The organism is Paraburkholderia sp. UYCP14C, assembly GCF_004197395.1.
Taxonomy (GTDB): domain Bacteria; phylum Pseudomonadota; class Gammaproteobacteria; order Burkholderiales; family Burkholderiaceae; genus Paraburkholderia.
Genome location: NZ_SELS01000007.1, coordinates 210,942 through 227,421, shown reverse-complemented (window position 1 = coordinate 227,421; position 16,480 = coordinate 210,942). Strand labels below are relative to the sequence as shown.

The window sequence follows — 16,480 nt, the reverse complement described above, 5'->3', positions numbered from 1 at the left end:
TGCATCGCCCGCGTTTTTTTGTCAGCCGAGGTTGTCGACCGCGTCGAGCACGAGCCCGAAAAACTCGTTCGCCGCGGCCGGATTCAGCCAGCGCACGACCGCCGTCATGCGCCGCTCCGGTTCGACCCACGTGAACGAACTGCCGGCGCCGACGCCGAAATAGCTCGACTCCGGCACGTTCGGAAACACCTTGCGCCCGGTGTTGAGCCATACGAGGTAGCCATAGAATGGCGCGATCGCGCACGGCGTGCGCATGCGCGCGATCCATTCGGACGACAGCACGCGCCGGCCGTTCGCGACGCCGTCGTCGAGCAGCATCTGCGCGACCTTCAACTGGTCGTTCGCGCTGACCGACATGCCGCCGCCCCAGTGCGTGCCGCCCGGCACCGACTGCATGCGTCGTCCGTCGATCTCGATCCACGCGTCGTCGTAGCCGACCCATTGCCAGTTTTCGCTCGCACCGGAAGGTCGCATGATCGCTTCGCGGAACACCTCGGGCAGCGGCTGACGAAACAGATGCAGCAGCGCGAGCGAGAGCTGGTTGATGCGGACGTCGTTGTATTCCCAGTAGCTGCCCGGCCGTTGCGGCGGACGCAGGTCGCCTTTTTTGCCATCGGGCGGCGCGGCGAAATTGACCGCGCGGTAGTGATCCGCCTGATCCGACAAACCGAAGTACGTGCCGCGCCATTCGCTCGTTTGCTGCAGCAGATGCGCCCACGTGATCGGCGCGTTGTGTTCGTCGTCGAAGCCGATGTTGGGCACGCGCACGCGCACCGGTTCGTCGACGTCGGGCAACAGGCCGCGATCGTGCGCGACACCGGCGAGCAGCGCGAGATACATCTTCGCGACACTGAAGGTCAGATCGGCGCGATCCGGTTCGCCCCAACTCGTCAGCACGCGGCCGTCGACGGCGATCGCGCCGGACACCGGCCCGCGATCATGCACGGGCCCGAGCAGCCTGTTCCATGGCGGCGGGTCGTTCACGTGCACACCCCAATTGCCACCCACGTGGCGGTCCCAAAGCGATTCATGATCCACCGCGAACTGCACGGCTTGCTGCAAACGGTCTTGCATGGATAAGGTCCTGTCGTTTCAACGAAACCCGCGAGGCTAAGGCTCAGCGTACGCGCAGTCGCACGCGTGCCCACATCACGGTGAAAAGGCTGAGCACGGCCGCGAGCATCAGATAGAGGCCGGGTGCGAGATTGTTGCCGGTCGCCGCGATCAGCGCCGCGACCGCGAGCGGCGTGAAGCCGCCGAACACGGTGGTGCCGATGTTGTAGCCGAGCGCCATGCCGGTCGTGCGCGTGCGGGTCGGGAACAGCTCGGACATCAACGCAGGAATCGGCGCGAAGTAGGTTGCCTTCAGCAACGCGACCCACGTGACCGCGGCCAGCAACGAGCCGAGCGACGGGTGCGCGTTCATCAGCATGAAGGCCGGATAGACGGTCGCGAAGAACAGCACGCCGGCGACGAGCATGATACGAACGCGCCCCACCTTGTCGGACAGATGACCCACGATCGGCGTGAGCACCATCATGATGAGGCCGGCCGCGAGCGTCGCGATGAAGCCGGACGACGGCGCGAGGCCGAGTTGCCGCGCCGCGTAGGTCGGCATGTAGAGCAGCATGTAGTTGGCCGTGGTGGTCAGCACGAGCGCGCCGATCGACACGAGCACCTGTTCCTTTTGCGTCGCGAGCAGTTCGCGCACCGGCGCGGCGGATTTCTCCGCGCGCTCGAACTCCGGCGTTTCGTCGATGCGGCGGCGAATGTACAGCCCGACCGGACCGATCAGCATGCCGAACAGGAATGGAATGCGCCAGCCCCAGCCTTCGAGTTGCTCGGTCGTCAGCGTGCTCGTCAGCACCGCGCCGAACAGCGACGCGAGCAGGGTGCTCGCGCCCTGGCTGGAAAACTGCCAGCTCGCCATGAAGCCTTTGCGCTCCGGCGCATGTTCGATCAGAAACGCGGTCGAGCTGCCGAACTCGCCGCCCGCCGAGAATCCCTGCAACAGCCGCGACGCGAATACGCCGATCGGCGCGAGCACGCCGATCGTCGCATACGACGGCATCAACGCGATCATGCCGGTGCCGAGCGTCATCATCGCAATCGACAAAGTTAGCGATGCCTTGCGGCCTTTGCGGTCGCTGAACGAGCCGAGCGCGAGCGCACCGATCGGTCGCGCGAGATACGACAGTGCGAAGGTGCCGAGCGTGAGCAGAAGCGACACGGTGCGGTCATGGACCGGAAAAAACGTGCGGGACAGCACGGCCGCGAAGTAGCCGTACACGACCAGATCGTAGAACTCCAGCGCGTTGCCGATCGAGGTCGCGAGAATCAGCCGCGATACGCTCGAGCGCGAGGTGTGCCGCGCGAGCGCGTCGGCGGTGGTAACGGAGTCCATGCTCATGACGAAGTCCTTTGGCGGCGTGTGTGGGCGCGCGGCGCGGGCGCGGGATTCGAAGCCTGTGCCGCGATCTTGGGGTGGACGATATTTATAGACAATTACAATATTTGGCAGATATCGTTGCCGAAACGGCAAAGCGGAATGGCGATGACTCAAATCGATAACACCGCGCTGCGCTACTTTCTCGAGGTCGTGCGCAGCGGCTCGCTCAGCAAGGCATCGGGGAACCTGTATGTCGCGGTGTCGGCGCTGAGCCGGCAGATCGCGAAGCTGGAGGAAGAGGTCGGCGCGGCGCTGTTCGAGCGGCGTCCGCGCGGCATGGTGCTCAGCGACGCGGGGCGGCTGCTCGCCGATTACGCGCGGCGCAGCCTGCTCGACGCGGAGCGCGTGACCGAGGAGATTCGCGGCCTGAGCAACGGCGGCCGCGCGACGATTCGCGTCGCGAGCTCGGAGGGCGTCGCGCCGCACTTTCTGCCGCAGGTATTCGCGCGTTTTCTGCGCTCGCATCCGGCCACGCATTTTCAGCTCGACGTATCGGCGCCGTCGGTCGCGACGCAGCGCGTGCGCGACGGCACCACCGATATCGCGGTGTGCTTCAGCATGGCGCCAGAACAGGACATCAACGTGCTGTATTCGCAGCGCGCGCCGATCTTCGCGCTGGTGCGGCGCGGTCATCCGCTGGGAACACGCGATTCCGTGTCGCTTGCCGATCTGCTGCCGTGGCCGCTCGCGATCAACGGACCGGGCGTGACGATCCGCCAGCTATTCGATATCGCATGCAGTCTCGAAGGGCTCGTGTTCGATCCGGTGTTCGTCAGCAACTATCACGCGGCGCTGCACAGTTTCGTGCTGCAAACCGACGCGGTCACGATCACCGGTTTGCTGACCGTGCGCGGCAGACTCGAAGCGGATGGCTTCGCCGTGATACCGATCAGTAATGCCGAGCTTCATCAGCGCACATTGCAGGTACAGACGATGGCGGGGCGCACATTGCCGCGCGTGATGCAGGCGTTCGTCGAATTGCTGATGGGCGCGATCGAGAATCCAGCCTTGCTCGACTGATTTCGCGCCGCCAAAGAAAAAGCGCCCCGTAGGGCGCTTTTGTTCGATTCAACCAAGCAGGGAACACACGTGTCCCCCACCGCGAACCGTCTGCTTAGAACTTGTGACGCAGACCGACACGGAACGCCAACTGGTTGTCGGCACCGACGCCCGACGTGCTGAAGTAGCTCGTGCTCGAACCGATCTGTGCCTGCAGATCCTGCGTGCCGTTGCGGCCCGACGCGATCTGATAGATGCCCAGAACGTACACGTCAGTGCGCTTCGACAGCGCGTAGTCGCCGCTCAGGTTCACCTGGTTCCAGTGACCGACGTTCGCGCCGCTCAGGTGCATGTACGTGTAGCCCGCGCCTGCCGTGATCGCCGGCGTGACTGCGTACTTCGCACCTGCTTCGTACGCGGCGTACGTGGTCGACTGACCCGAGATCGGGGCGAGGCGCGTGTTCGTGTACAGGGCCCACAGCGTTGCCGGACCGAAAGCGTAGCGGCCGCCGACGCCGACCGTGCGCAGATCCTGGATCTGGCCGTTACCGACCGTCGGGAAGGTGACGTTAGCCAGCGAAGTCGAGAAGGCCGGCGATGCCTGGCCCGGGTAACGGATGTCCGTGTACGCCGCGCCGATACCGAACGGGCCGTTCGCGTAGTTCGCGCCGAAGCTGTAAGCGCGCGACGAACCTGCCACCGGGGCAGCGGCCGTGCCCGTAGCCGGCGTGCCGGCGAAGCCGCCAGCCGTGTTCGAGAAGCCGTACATCGCGCCGAAGGTCAGGCCGGAGAAGTTCGCGCTGCTGAACTTAACCGAGTTGTTGATACGGCTCGACGTGAGCTGGTCGACGTCGTTGATGTGGTACGCGTAGTTACCCGCGACGGTCAGGCCGCCGGTTGCGTAGTTGGAGCCGAGGTAATCGGTCGAGAACGAGTACTGGCGGCCGAACGTCAGCGAGCCGACGTTATTCTGCGACAGACCAACGAACGCCTGGCGGCCGAACATCGCGCCGCCCTGGCCGGCGGTGCCGTTGCCGCTGTTGAAGCCGTTCTCCAACACGAACAGCGCCTTCAGGCCGTTACCGAGGTCTTCCGAGCCACGCAGGCCCCAACGGCTGCCGTTTGCGACGCCGTCGTCGTACTTGGTCAGGCTGCTGTGGCCGGTGGCCGTTTTCGAGTTGTTTACGTAGCTGATACCCGCGTCGATCAGGCCGTACAGCGTGACGCTGCTTTGTGCGTGAGCGGCGGAGGCGAAGACGGCAAACGTAGCGGCGGTCAGGATTTTCTTGTTCAAGGTACTTCTCCGAGTTAGCGAATTTAAGCGATCGCGACGCGCTGCTCTGCGGCAATGTCGCGCGATGGCCGGCAATTTAAGGGAACGCTGAGTAAGGTCTGTGACACTGAAAAATTCTTTTCACGGTGTCGTGTCGACGCGACACTTTGCGTGTGCGCTGGTGGCGGGCGAATCGGTGGCGGGCGGGTCGATCGACCCTGAAACAAGGCGGGGCGCGCGGCAGCAGATCGCCCGCCGGGTGGCGGGCGATCGGTTATTTCAGCTGATGCGTGAAAATTTAGTTACATGGCCGGCCGCGACAGGACCGGCGGTCGCAGCGGCCTGGGCGTCAGTTGCTCAGCAACGAGCCGCTGCGGAACGGCGTCGCGCCGGCGATGCGCGCGAATTCGAGGCCGGCGGTCGCGAAGCGCGCCAGATGCCGCGCGTACAGCACGCCTGCCACGGTGTTCTTGATCGTGACGACGCGGTCCGTCAACGGATCGATGATGTCGGCGATTTCCTGGTCCACGTCCACCCATTTGCCGACTTCGCAGCGATAGACGAGCACGCCGCTCATCGGTGCGACGAGCGGTTCGGCGCCCGCGAGCGGCGTCGCCGCGAATTCGAGCGGCGGCAGCGGCGCCGGCTCGCCTTCGACCACGCCGCGCGAGGTCAGATACTCGATGATCGCCTGCGCGTCTTTTTCCGCGAGTTCGTACGACACGTCGCGCTGGCCGCGCAGCTCGATCGTGACCGAGATCCCGCCGTTCGGGATCGGGAAGCGCTCGCCGAAACGGCCGCGCAGATCCGACCAGCAGAAGCTGTGGATCTCGTCGAACGGATTGCCGACCGAGTTCAGCGCGAGCAGCGACGCCTTCGCGTCCAGATAGCGCGCGAGCGGCTCGACTTCGGGCCACAGGTCCGGATTGGTGTACAGGTGCATCGCGGCTTCCCAGTCGCAATGCAGATCGAGCACGACGTCGGCGTCGTACGAGAGCTTTTGCAGCGCGAGGCGTTGCGAGCCGAGTTCGGTGGTGGGCTGCTGCGCGTCGAGCGCTTCGCGCATCGCCGCGCGGATCGCGGCGCGGTTCGCGTCGATGTCGCCGCTCAGACGCGACTCGATGACCGGCTGCACGAGTTCCGCGAGGTCGTAGAAATTGCGGTTGAAGTTCTGCGCGCTGCCGGTTTCGAAGCGGCCGAGCATCTGGCCGAGCAGATGCTGGTTCAGGCCGATCGGATTCGGCACCGGCACGACCACGACTTCGCCGCGCAACTTGCCCGCGGCTTCGAGCGCGGCCAGCTTGCGCCGCAGCGACCACGACACCAGCATGCCGGGCAACTCGTCTGCGTGCAGCGACGACTGGATATAGATTTTCTGTCCGCCGCCGGGGCCGTAGTGGAAACTCGTCAGTTCGCGGGCGGTGCCGAGCGACGGGGCAATCAGCGGATGGGTCTGGGTTTGCATGGTATTGGCTTCGCGGCCCGTTCCGGGCAGCCGCGCTATGTGGTTGATTGCAAGAGGAAAGGTGCGCGCCGGGAGCGCGCGAGGTCCGCGTGCGCGGACCGCGGCAACCTGTCTCCCGGTCGCCGCGTCTCGCACGATCTTAGCCGATATGCCGCACGATGTGGCTTCATGTGGCCGGATGTGGAGCCGTAAAAACAAAACGGGCTCCGCGTCGCGGAGCCCGTTTCGGGCAAGCTGCCGGCGCGCCGTGAGGCGCGCGTGGGCGATTTAGCTGCCGTACACGTCGAAGTCGAAGTACTTCTTCTCGATCTTCTTGTAGGTGCCGTCCTTGATGATGTCGGCGATCGCCTTGTCGACCTTCGCCTTCAGATCGGTGTCCTCCTTGCGCATGCCGATGCCGGCGCCGTTGCCGAGGATCTTCGGATCGACGAGATCTTTGCCGACGAACGCGAAACCCTTGCCGCGCGGCGTCTTCAGGAAGCCGATTTCAGCCTGCACCGCGTCTTGCAGTGCTGCGTCCAGACGGCCGGAGATCAGATCGGCATAGACCTGGTCCTGGTTCTGGTACGGCACGACTTTCGCGCCCGCCGGCTCCCAGTACGTCTTCGCGTAGGTTTCCTGGATCGTGCCCTGTTCGACGCCCACCGTCTTGCCCTTCAGCGAGTCGGCGGTCGGCAGGATGCCCGAGCCTTCCTTCGCGACGAGGCGCGTCGGCGTGTTGAACAGCTTCGTCGAGAAGGCGATCTGCTCGGCGCGTTGCGGCGTCATCGACATCGACGACAGCACGCCGTCGAACTTCTTCGCCTTCAGTGCCGGAATCATGCCGTCGAAGTCGTTTTCCACCCACACGCACTTCGCACCGACGCGCTTGCAGATTTCGTTGCCGAGGTCGATATCGAAGCCAACGAGCTTGCCGTCCGTGCCTTTCGACTCGAACGGGGGATAGCTGGCATCAACGCCAAAACGGATCGTCGACCAATCTTTAGCGTGTGCGCCAATCGAGACGGTGGCAATTAGAGCAACCGTCAAAGCCGCTAGCAGTTTTTTCACTGTTTTTACTCCTCGGTGTAGTTCAATTACTCCCTCGACGGTTGTGCCGCCTTGGGACGCCCGGCGCGACTCGCAATCGGGCTTCTGGTCAGGATGCAAGCCGGGGTGACCTGCAACGCGCGCCAAGCTTATCAGTTCAAAAATATTGGGAAGCTAGTAGAACACCGGATGGCGCAGGAGGAGACCCTCTAGACCAGCGCTTGCGCCCAAGCCGGTGCGCCCGGATCGTACACCGTTGGTGGGCATTGCGTAACGCGGGTGTAATGCGGGAGCGGTAATACGATCGGCGGGCGAGCGTAATCGACCGGGATTTACGACGGTTTTCTGGCAGGTTCGCCGAAACAGGTTTGAAACACAAGTTTGAAACGTGGACGGATCGTTAAAGTCCGCGGCTGAATTTGCCGTTAATTAACAGCGGCGTCGAGACCTTCGCCTTACACGTTATTACCAACGCCCGATATTTTTTCGCCGCTGATTAGAACCGCTGCAAAAACGAAGGCTTTGGCGCTATCATCGATGCTCCCTGTGCTGGACGCCGAGCGCCCGCGCAGGCGGGGATCGCTCTGAGGCATGTCGTCGGACAGCCGTCAAGATTCAAATGCCGCGCGTTTTTGCGCTCGCTCAAAAGGCCTTTCTGCTAAACGGTGTTATTCATGCACACGATGTTCACGGCGGATCAAACAGGCTGTTGTAAACAGACTTTTAAGCGACGAATCGCGAGCGCCGGCGCGAGTGCTCGCGCGGCATTATTGCGGCGCCGTTTTTTGGGTGGTTTTTTGTCGGGCGTTACATCGGGATTTTCATCGATTGGCACATGCGGATTTTGCTGTGACGTTTTGTCCGGGTTTTTACCTCGCGTCCCGCGCGTTCTCGTTCTGACAGGCGTATTGCTGTGCGCGGGCTTCGGCGCGGCGACGCCCGCCTCGGCCGCCGATAAAGTGCTGCACGTGCTGGCATGGCCCGGCTACGCGGACCCGGACGTCGTGAAGGCCTTCGAAACGCGCTATGGTGCGAAGGTCGAGGTCACGCTCGTCGATTCCGACGAAGCGCTGTGGGCGCAGATGCACACCAAGGGCTCCGCGCCGTTCGACGTGCTCGCCGCCAACACCGCCGAAATTCGCCGCTACAGGCAGGCGAACCTGCTCGCGCCGCTCGATCTCGCGAGCCTGCCGAATACGAAGAAGCAGTTGCCGCGTTTCCAGGCGCTCGGCTCGATCGACGGCCTGACGTCGGCGGGCAAGGTGTATGCGATTCCGTTCACCTATTCGTCGATGGGACTCATCTACGATCGCCAGCAGATTCCGGTGGCGCCGCATTCGATGCTCGAACTGTGGAACCCGCGCTATCGCGGCAAGGTGCTCGACTTCAATAGCGCGCAGCACAACTTCTCGTTCACCGCGCTCGCGCTCGGCTATCCGCATCCGTTTCAACTCGACCCCGCGCAGATGCGCACGATCGCGCACAAGCTCGTCGATCTGCGCCGCAACCTGCTGACCTACTACACGCTGCCCGAGGAGGCGACCGCGTTCTTCATCCAGCACAAGGTCGCGCTGATGTTCGGCAACTACGGCACGCAGCAGGTGCAGTTGCTGCGCCGCGCGGGCGCCGATGTCGGCTATGTGATTCCGGACGAAGGCGCGCTCGCATGGCTCGACTGCTGGTCGATGACGCGCGCGGCGAGCGACCGGCCGCTCGCGCTCGCGTGGATCAACTACATGCTCGAACCGAGCGTGAGCGCGTTGCTGACCCAGCGGCAGGGGCTCGCGAATACGCTGTCCGAGCCGGCCGAAGGCAGCGCCGCCAACGCACACATCGTCTGGATCAGTCCGGTCGAGGATATCGACCGCCGCGAGCAACTGTGGGCGCGCATCGTGTCGGGCGACCGTTCGGAGCGCTTCTGATGCTGCATCGCGGCCTGACCTTCAAGCTGTCCGTTCTGCTCGCGTGCATCGGCGTGCTGGCGTCGGGCGCGACCGGCTATTACGCGTATCGCGCGAATCGCACGATGCTGGTCAACGAAGCGGAGCACAGCCTGCAGACTTCGACGGAGCTGCTCGGCCAGCGCATCGCGGTATCGATCGACGACGTCGCGGCGGACGCGCTCGTGCTCGCGACGATGCCGTCGTCGGTGAGCGTCGCGCAGACCGACGACGGCATCGGCCCGAACCTCGGCCGCGAGCGGCTCGCGCAGGTGTATTCGAGCTTCATGCTGCATCACCCGGAGTATCTGCAGGTGCGGCTGATCACCCGGCACCATCACGGGCTCGAGCTGATCCGTTTCGATCGCGACAGCGACGGCCTCGTGCGCGTGCAGGGTGACGATCTGCAGGAAAAATCTCAGTTCCCCTACGTATTCGAAACCCTCGCGTTTTCGCCGGGCCGCATTTACACGTCGCCGATCTCGGTCAATCACGAGTACGGCACGCATGCGGCGCAAGGCAAGCCGACGCTGCGCCTCGGCACGCCGATCGCGGATGAGCGCGGCACGGTGGTTGGCGTCGTCGTGATCGACATCGATCTGGCCGGCATGTTGCGGCGTTTGCAGAGCGATCTGCCGAGCGACTACCAGGTTTATCTGGCGAACGAGTGGGGCGATTTCCTGGTGCATCCCGACGCGACGCAAACCTTCGGCTTCGACCGCGGCCGGCGCGTGTTGATGCAGGACAGCTTTCCGGTCACCAGGCAGCTATTCGAGCAACGCCAGAGCGAAGTGCGCGTCAACGGTCTCACGGGGTCCGGCGAGGCGGCCGGCCATGTGCTCGCGTTCGTGCGGCGGCCGTTCGGCGGTTCGGAGGGCAACCGCTTCATCGTGCTCGGTCTCGCGAAGCCGCTCGAGGACGTGTTGACCGGCGCCAATCAGCTCGGCTCGCGGATCATTCGCATGGTGCTGGTGTTCAGCGCATTGTCGGTGCTGCTGGCCATTCTGTTCGCGCGGGCGCTGACCAAGCCGCTGCATCTGCTCGCGCATGCGGCGACGCACCTGTTCGCCGAGCACGCGATGCACACGCTGCCGCTCAAGCGCACCGACGAAATCGGCGTGCTCGCGCGCTGCTTCGAGCGTTTGCGGCGCGAAATCCGCGCGCAGATGGATGCGCTGCACAGCAAGCAGAGCGAACTCGTGCATCTGGCCTCGCATGACGTGCTGACCGGCTTGCCGAACCGCATGCTGTTCATGCAGAAGCTCGAAGGGGCGATCGACGAGGCACGGTTCCGCCATGAAGGTCTCGCGGTGCTGTTCGTCGACCTCGACCGCTTCAAGCAGATCAACGATCAGTTCGGTCACTCCGTTGGCGACAAGGTGCTGGTCGCGGTCGCGTGCCGGCTGAAGGACGTGCTGTATGCCGGTGACGTGGTCGCGCGGCTCGGCGGCGACGAATTCATCGTGCTGATCGAAGGGCCGCGCGCGGCGGAGGTCACGCCTGCGATCGCCGAGCGCATCATGGATGCGCTGAACGAAACGCTGACCGTCGACGGCAACAGCATGACGGTCGGCGCAAGCATCGGCATCAGCGAGTTTCCGCACGACAGCGGCAACGCCGAGGAACTGCTGCTGAACGCCGATGCCGCGATGTATGCGGCGAAATCGGGCGGCCGTTGCGCGTATCTGCGCTATCGGGATCTGCTTGCGGCGCGCCTCGACGAACAGGCCGAGCAGGCGAGGCTTGCCCACGACCAGCTCGTCCACGCGCACGCCGCGCGCGATGCGACCGAGGGGCGCGAGGCGGAGCCCACCGCGTGACGCGCCGTGATCCGCGCCACTGAGCGCTTTCTATTGCCACGCCGCGATTGCGCCGCGTGCGCCTTTTTGCTGCAACAGACGCAACGCGTCAGCGAGCGTCGTTCTGAATGCCGCGTGATCCGCGAGCTTCGCATCGAACACTTCACGTACGCCGAGTAGCGCGTTCATCAGCGCCTGCGTGTCGTCTTGCGCGGACGCCGCCAGCGCCGTCAGCCGCGCCGCGAGCGGGTCGTTGATTTCGTAGCGCGTGCCGTCGTCGGCGTGGCCGCGCAGGAACGTCATCCACGCGGCGACGGCGAGCGCGAGCCGCCGATACGGCTGGCCCGCGTCGATGCGCGCCGCGATGGTCGCGAGCAAACGCGGCGGCAGCTTCTGGCTGCCGTCCATCGCGATCTGCGCGCAACGGTGCTTGAGCGCCGGGTTTGCGTAACGCGCGAGCAACGCGTCGCGATAGCCGGCAAGGTCGAACGATGCGGGCATGCTCAGCGTCGGCGCGATTTCGTCGCTCATCATTGCGTGGATCAGATTGCGCAGCGCGGGCTCGGCGATCGCCGCGTCGATCGTGTCGAAGCCGCCGAGCATCGACAGGTACGCGAGCGTCGAATGCGTGCCGTTCAGCATGCGCAGCTTCGCGAGTTCGAACGGCATCACATCGTCGACGAGTTGCGCGCCGACCGCTTCCCACGCGGGCCGGCCCTGCGTAAATCGATCTTCGATCACCCATTGCCTGAACGGCTCGCAAGGCACCGGCGCGGCGTCGCGGTAGCCGAGTTGTTCGGCCGTGGTGACGCGCTCGGCGTCGGTGGTGGCGGGGACGATGCGATCGACCATCGTCGACGGAAACGCGACTTCGGCGGCGATCCAGTCGGCGAGCCCGGCGTCGAGTTGCCGGGCGAACGAGCACACCACCTGGCGCAGCGCGGCGCCGTTGTGCGAAAGGTTGTCGCACGACAGCACCGTGAAGGGCTGCCCGTTCGCGGTGTCGCGCCGGGCGCGCAACGCCGCGACGAGGATGCCCGGCACCGTGCGCGGCGCGAGCGGATCGGCGAGGTCGCGCTGGATGGCGGCATCGTCGAGATCGACTTCGCCGGTCTTCGGATCGCGGCAATAGCCTTTTTCGGTGACGGTCAGCGAGACGATCCGCACCAGCGGGTCGGCAAGCCGCGCGAACAGCGCGGTGGCGTCGGCGGGCATCGCCAGCACTTCGCGCAGCGCGCGGATGACCGTGACCCTGGCACCGTCGGGCCCGCGTTCGACGAGACTGTACAGCCCCTGCTGTTCCATCAACGCGTCGCGTTTGCCGACGTCGCCCTGCAGCGTCACGCCGCAAATCCCCCAGTCGCCGCCGGCGGCCAGCATCGCTTCTTCCGTGTAGAGCGCCTGATGCGCGCGATGAAAATTGCCGATCCCCAGATGCACGATGCCGATGCGCGGCTCCCGCCATTGCGGCGACAGCAGATGCGCTTGCAGTGCAGGCAGCGCATCACGGGACAGACAGTTCGGCGGCAACTCGAAGGTGGCGGCAGTCATGGAAAGTGGTCCGGAAGGGGCGGGGAAACCCTGATTTGACGATTAACTATACTTGTATGGTAGCATCGTTCCAACAGCTTGAGACAGGCTGATGCAGTGATTTTTATGCCGCCATGTCCGGTTGGCCCGTCATCGCGGTTCCCCGTTTTCTGCCAGGAACAACTCATGAAAATCGTTCGCGCCGACGTCATCGTCACGTGCCCGGGCCGCAATTTCGTCACGCTGAAAATCGTCACCGACGAGGGCGTACACGGCATCGGCGATGCCACGCTGAACGGCCGCGAACTGGCGGTCGCGTCGTATCTGAAGGACCACGTGTGCCCGCTGCTGATCGGCCGCGATCCCGCGCGTATCGAGGACACCTGGCAATTCCTCTACAAAGGCGCGTACTGGCGGCGCGGTCCCGTCACGATGACGGCGATCGCCGCGGTCGACATGGCCTTGTGGGACATCCTCGGCAAGGTCACCGGCATGCCGCTTTACAAGCTGCTCGGCGGCGCGTCGCGCGAAGGCGTGATGGTGTACGGCCACGCGACGGGCCGCGATATTCCCGAAGCACTCGACCGTTACGCCGAACATATCGAGGCCGGCTACCAGGCCATCCGCATTCAGTGCGGCGTGCCGAACATGCGCTCGGTGTATGGCGTCGCGAAGGGCGACGGCATGTACGAGCCGGCCACCAAGGGCGCGGTGGAGGAGCAGAGCTGGTCGTCGGAAAAGTATCTGGATTTCGTGCCGAAACTGTTCGAGGCCGTGCGCGAGCGCTTCGGCTTCGACACGCATCTGCTGCACGACGTGCACCACCGTTTGACGCCGATCGAAGCCGCGCGGCTCGGCAAAGCGGTCGAGCCGTATCGGCTGTTCTGGATGGAAGACCCGACACCCGCGGAAAACCAGGCCGGTTTCAGGCTGATCCGCGAGCATACGGTCACGCCGATTGCGGTCGGTGAGGTGTTCAACAGCATCTGGGACTGCAAGCAGCTAATCGAGGAGCAGTTGATCGACTATATCCGCGCCACGCTCACGCACGCGGGCGGCATTACGCATCTGCGGCGGATCGCCGATTTTGCTTCGTTATACCAGGTGAGAACGGGCTGTCATGGTCCGTCGGATCTGTCGCCGGTCTGCATGGGTGCCGCGCTGCATTTCGATCTGTGGGTGCCGAATTTCGGCGTGCAGGAATACATGGGCTTTCCGGCCGAAGCGCTCGAAGTGTTCCCGCATGCGTGGAGTTTCAACAAGGGCATGATGCATCCGGGCGAAGCGCCGGGCCATGGTGTCGATATCGACGAAGCGGCGGCGGCGCGCTATCCGTACGACCCGGCTTATCTGCCGGTCGCGCGTCTCGAAGACGGCACGCTGTGGAACTGGTGAGCGTGCAGACGCGCAACCTTCCCGCTCAGTAAAAACAGAATCACGGAGACAGCCTTGAACTCAACACGCCCGCAAGGCAACCAGGGCAATGCGCCGGCCAGCACCGCGATGCTGCGCCGCGTGGCCTTCGCATCGACCATCGGCACCGCCGCGGAATACTACGACTTCTTCGTCTACGGCACGGCGGCCGTGCTGGTGTTCGGCCAGAAGTTCTTCCCCGCTTCCGACCCGCTGATCGGCACGCTCGCCGCTTTCGCAACCTATGCGGTCGGCTTTCTTGCGCGGCCGCTCGGCGGCGTCGTGTTCGGCCATTTCGGCGATCGCGTCGGCCGCAAGAAAGCACTGATCGTGACCATCCTGATCGTCGGCCTCGGCACCTTCGCGATCGGGCTGCTGCCCGACTACCAGACCATCGGCGTGTGGGCGCCGGTCGCGCTGATCGTGATCCGCGTGTTGCAAGGTTTCGGTGTGGGCGGCGAGCAGGCGGGTGCGGTGCTGCTCACCGCCGAATATGCACCGCCGGTGCGGCGCGGCTTTTTTGCCAGTCTCGTGCAGCTCGGCGCACCCGCCGGCTTTCTGATTCCGTCCGGTCTGTTCGCGCTGCTGTCGGCGACGCTGACGCCCGCGCAACTGCTGGACTGGGGCTGGCGCATTCCGTTTCTCGCGAGCGCGCTGCTGGTTGCGGTTGGCCTTTACATCCGCCTGCGTACCGAGGAATCGCCGATCTTCGCGACGATCCAGCGCACCAAGGCGGTCGCTTCGCGGCCCGTCGTCGAGGTGCTGAAGCAGTTCGGCCCGACCATCGTGAAGGGCGTCGGCGCGAAGCTGATCGAAGCCTGCACGTTCGCGATGTACACGATGATCGTGCTCGCATACGGCAAAGCACACGGCATTGCGCAAGGAATGTTGCTGCAAACGGTGATCGTCGCGGTGGCGCTCGAACTGGTGACCATTCCGCTCGCGGGCGCGTTGTCCGATCGCATCGGCCGGCGTGCGACGTTCATCGCCGGTGCGCTATGGCACGTGGCGCTCGCGGTGCCATTTTTTCTCGCGGTCGATAGCGGCCAGCGCGGCGCGATGCAACTCGTGATGATCCTCGCGATCAGCATCGGCCACAGTCTCTGCTATGCGCCGCAGGCCGCGTTGTTCCCCGAGCTTTTTCCGGCGCGGGTGCGTTGCAGCGGCATCGCGCTGATCTGGCAGATCGGCTCGCTGCTCGGCAGCGGCGTGCTCGGCCTCGTCGCCGTCAAGCTGATTCAGGTCACGCACGGCAATTCGCTCGCGCTGATCCTCTATGTGGTCGTGCTCGGTCTCGTGTCGGCCGTGTCGCTGTTCACGTTGCCGGAGACCGCGCCACGTCGGCGCGGCGGCGATCTTCACGATTGGGGCGGCGGCGCGACCGCCACTAACACGGCCCATGACACGGCAGCCGCCTTCGCATCGTCATCGCAGTCTTCTCCGCTTGCGCGCCGTTGAACGCGCACGCGACGCTAACCCCGGAGTCCATCATGCTCGCAGCCGTACTTCACGAACCTAAACTGATTCGCATCGACGAACTCGAGCCACCCGAACCCGGTCCGGGGCAGGTGCGCGTACGGGTGCGCGCGGGTGGCATCTGCGGCTCGGATCTGTCGTATTACTTCAAAGGCAAAAGCGGCGACTTCGCGGTGCGCGAGCCGTTCGTGCTCGGTCACGAAGTGGCCGGTGAAATCGACCTGCTCGGCGACGGTGTCGGCGCGGAGCAGGGACTCGCGCGCGGGCAACGCGTCGCCGTCAATCCGGGTCTGGCGTGCGGCACCTGCCGCTTCTGCGCGACCGGGATGCCGAATCATTGCCTGAACATGCGCTTCATGGGCAGTGCGTCGACGTTTCCGCACACTCAGGGCATGTTCCGCCAGTACATCGTCGTCGCCGCGCGGCAATGCGTGCCGGTGCAGGACGGCGTCGATTTCGCGCAGGCGTCGATGGCCGAGCCGCTCGCCGTTGCGTTGCATGCGGTGAAGCAGGCGGGCTCGCTGGTGGGTGCGCGCGTGCTGCTGGTCGGCTGCGGTCCGATCGGCTGCATTCTGCTCAGCGTGGCGCGGCGCGCGGGCGCACATCGGCTGGTCGCGGTCGATCTGTCCGAGCGCGCGCTGGAAGTCGCGCGGCAACTCGGCGCGGATCAGGCCGTGAATGCCGCCGATACCGCGACGATCGCTGGCTGGGCCGACAGGCGCGGCACGTTCGATGTCGTCATCGAAGCATCGGGCAGTCCCGCCGGGCTCGACACCGCGTTGCGTGCGGCGCGCGCGGGCGGCACCGTGATCCAGGTCGGCAATCTGCCCGCGGGGCAGTCGCCGGTCGCGGCGAATCTGGTGATGGCGAAAGAGTTGTGCTACCGGGGCTCGTTTCGCTTCACCGATGAATACGCGGTGGCCGCCGATGAAATCGCCGCCGGCAAGCTCGACCTGCGTCCGCTGATGACGCATGCGTTCGCGATGCACGACGCGAACCATGCGTTCGAAGTGGCGCTGGACCGCTCGCAGTCGATGAAGGTCCATCTGACGTTCGATTGACGAGCGTCATCCGCCAACGCCAACCAAACCCAAACCCGCAAGCAAC

Annotated in this window: 12 protein-coding genes; 6 read left to right on the top strand and 6 right to left on the bottom strand. The window is 64.8% G+C overall.

Annotated elements, in window-relative coordinates:
- Nucleotides 1–21: 21 nt before the first annotated feature.
- Complete coding sequence (locus EVC45_RS09340; RefSeq protein WP_129957704.1) at nt 22–1,074, bottom strand: serine hydrolase; 1,053 nt, start codon at nt 1,072–1,074, stop codon at nt 22–24.
- 43 nt (nt 1,075–1,117) lie between these two features.
- Nucleotides 1,118–2,410, bottom strand: a complete 1,293-nt coding sequence (locus EVC45_RS09335) for an MFS transporter (RefSeq protein WP_129957703.1) — start codon at nt 2,408–2,410, stop codon at nt 1,118–1,120.
- Between the two features lie 153 nt (nt 2,411–2,563).
- On the opposite strand from EVC45_RS09335, the gene EVC45_RS09330 reads away from it, so the two are divergent.
- Complete coding sequence (locus EVC45_RS09330; RefSeq protein ID WP_129957732.1) at nt 2,564–3,469, top strand: LysR substrate-binding domain-containing protein; 906 nt, start codon at nt 2,564–2,566, stop codon at nt 3,467–3,469.
- 94 nt (nt 3,470–3,563) lie between these two features.
- Here the strand turns inward: EVC45_RS09330 and EVC45_RS09325 are convergent, their stop codons facing one another.
- From EVC45_RS09325 to EVC45_RS09315, 3 genes are all read right to left on the bottom strand, one after another.
- Nucleotides 3,564–4,742, bottom strand: a complete 1,179-nt coding sequence (locus EVC45_RS09325; RefSeq protein ID WP_129957702.1) for a porin — start codon at nt 4,740–4,742, stop codon at nt 3,564–3,566.
- A gap of 328 nt (nt 4,743–5,070) precedes the next feature.
- A complete protein-coding gene (locus tag EVC45_RS09320; RefSeq protein ID WP_129957701.1) occupies nt 5,071–6,186 on the bottom strand; it encodes a succinylglutamate desuccinylase/aspartoacylase family protein in 1,116 nt (371 codons plus the stop codon).
- Nucleotides 6,187–6,453: 267 nt separating this feature from the next.
- Nucleotides 6,454–7,236, bottom strand: coding sequence for an ABC transporter substrate-binding protein (locus EVC45_RS09315; protein WP_129957700.1), 783 nt, complete (start codon nt 7,234–7,236; stop codon nt 6,454–6,456).
- 653 nt (nt 7,237–7,889) lie between these two features.
- Here EVC45_RS09315 and EVC45_RS09310 point away from each other — a divergent pair.
- Nucleotides 7,890–9,137 carry a PotD/PotF family extracellular solute-binding protein gene (locus tag EVC45_RS09310; RefSeq protein ID WP_248295075.1) on the top strand — a complete coding sequence of 416 codons (1,248 nt, stop codon included), beginning with the start codon at nt 7,890–7,892 and terminating at the stop codon, nt 9,135–9,137.
- The gene (locus EVC45_RS09305) at nt 9,137–10,975 is read left to right on the top strand and encodes a diguanylate cyclase domain-containing protein (protein ID WP_129957698.1); all 1,839 of its coding nucleotides are present in this window, start codon (nt 9,137–9,139) and stop codon (nt 10,973–10,975) included. Before EVC45_RS09310 ends, EVC45_RS09305 begins: the two co-directional genes overlap by 1 nt.
- Before the next feature lie 30 nt (nt 10,976–11,005).
- Here EVC45_RS09305 and EVC45_RS09300 read toward each other — a convergent pair whose 3' ends face one another.
- Complete coding sequence (locus tag EVC45_RS09300) at nt 11,006–12,505, bottom strand: mannitol dehydrogenase family protein (protein WP_129957697.1); 1,500 nt, start codon at nt 12,503–12,505, stop codon at nt 11,006–11,008.
- A gap of 165 nt (nt 12,506–12,670) precedes the next feature.
- Between EVC45_RS09300 and manD the strand changes: the two genes are divergently transcribed.
- Genes manD through EVC45_RS09285 form a run of 3 tightly spaced genes read left to right on the top strand, consistent with a single transcriptional unit; the run spans nt 12,671 to nt 16,434 of the window.
- Nucleotides 12,671–13,879, top strand: coding sequence for a D-mannonate dehydratase ManD (gene manD / locus EVC45_RS09295; protein ID WP_129957696.1), 1,209 nt, complete (start codon nt 12,671–12,673; stop codon nt 13,877–13,879).
- Between the two features lie 54 nt (nt 13,880–13,933).
- On the top strand, nt 13,934–15,355 hold the full coding sequence (locus EVC45_RS09290) for an MFS transporter (protein WP_248295074.1): 1,422 nt from the start codon (nt 13,934–13,936) through the stop codon (nt 15,353–15,355).
- A 32-nt stretch (nt 15,356–15,387) separates the two neighbouring features.
- The gene (locus EVC45_RS09285) at nt 15,388–16,434 is read left to right on the top strand and encodes an L-idonate 5-dehydrogenase (protein ID WP_129957695.1); all 1,047 of its coding nucleotides are present in this window, start codon (nt 15,388–15,390) and stop codon (nt 16,432–16,434) included.
- Nucleotides 16,435–16,480: the final 46 nt, after the last annotated feature.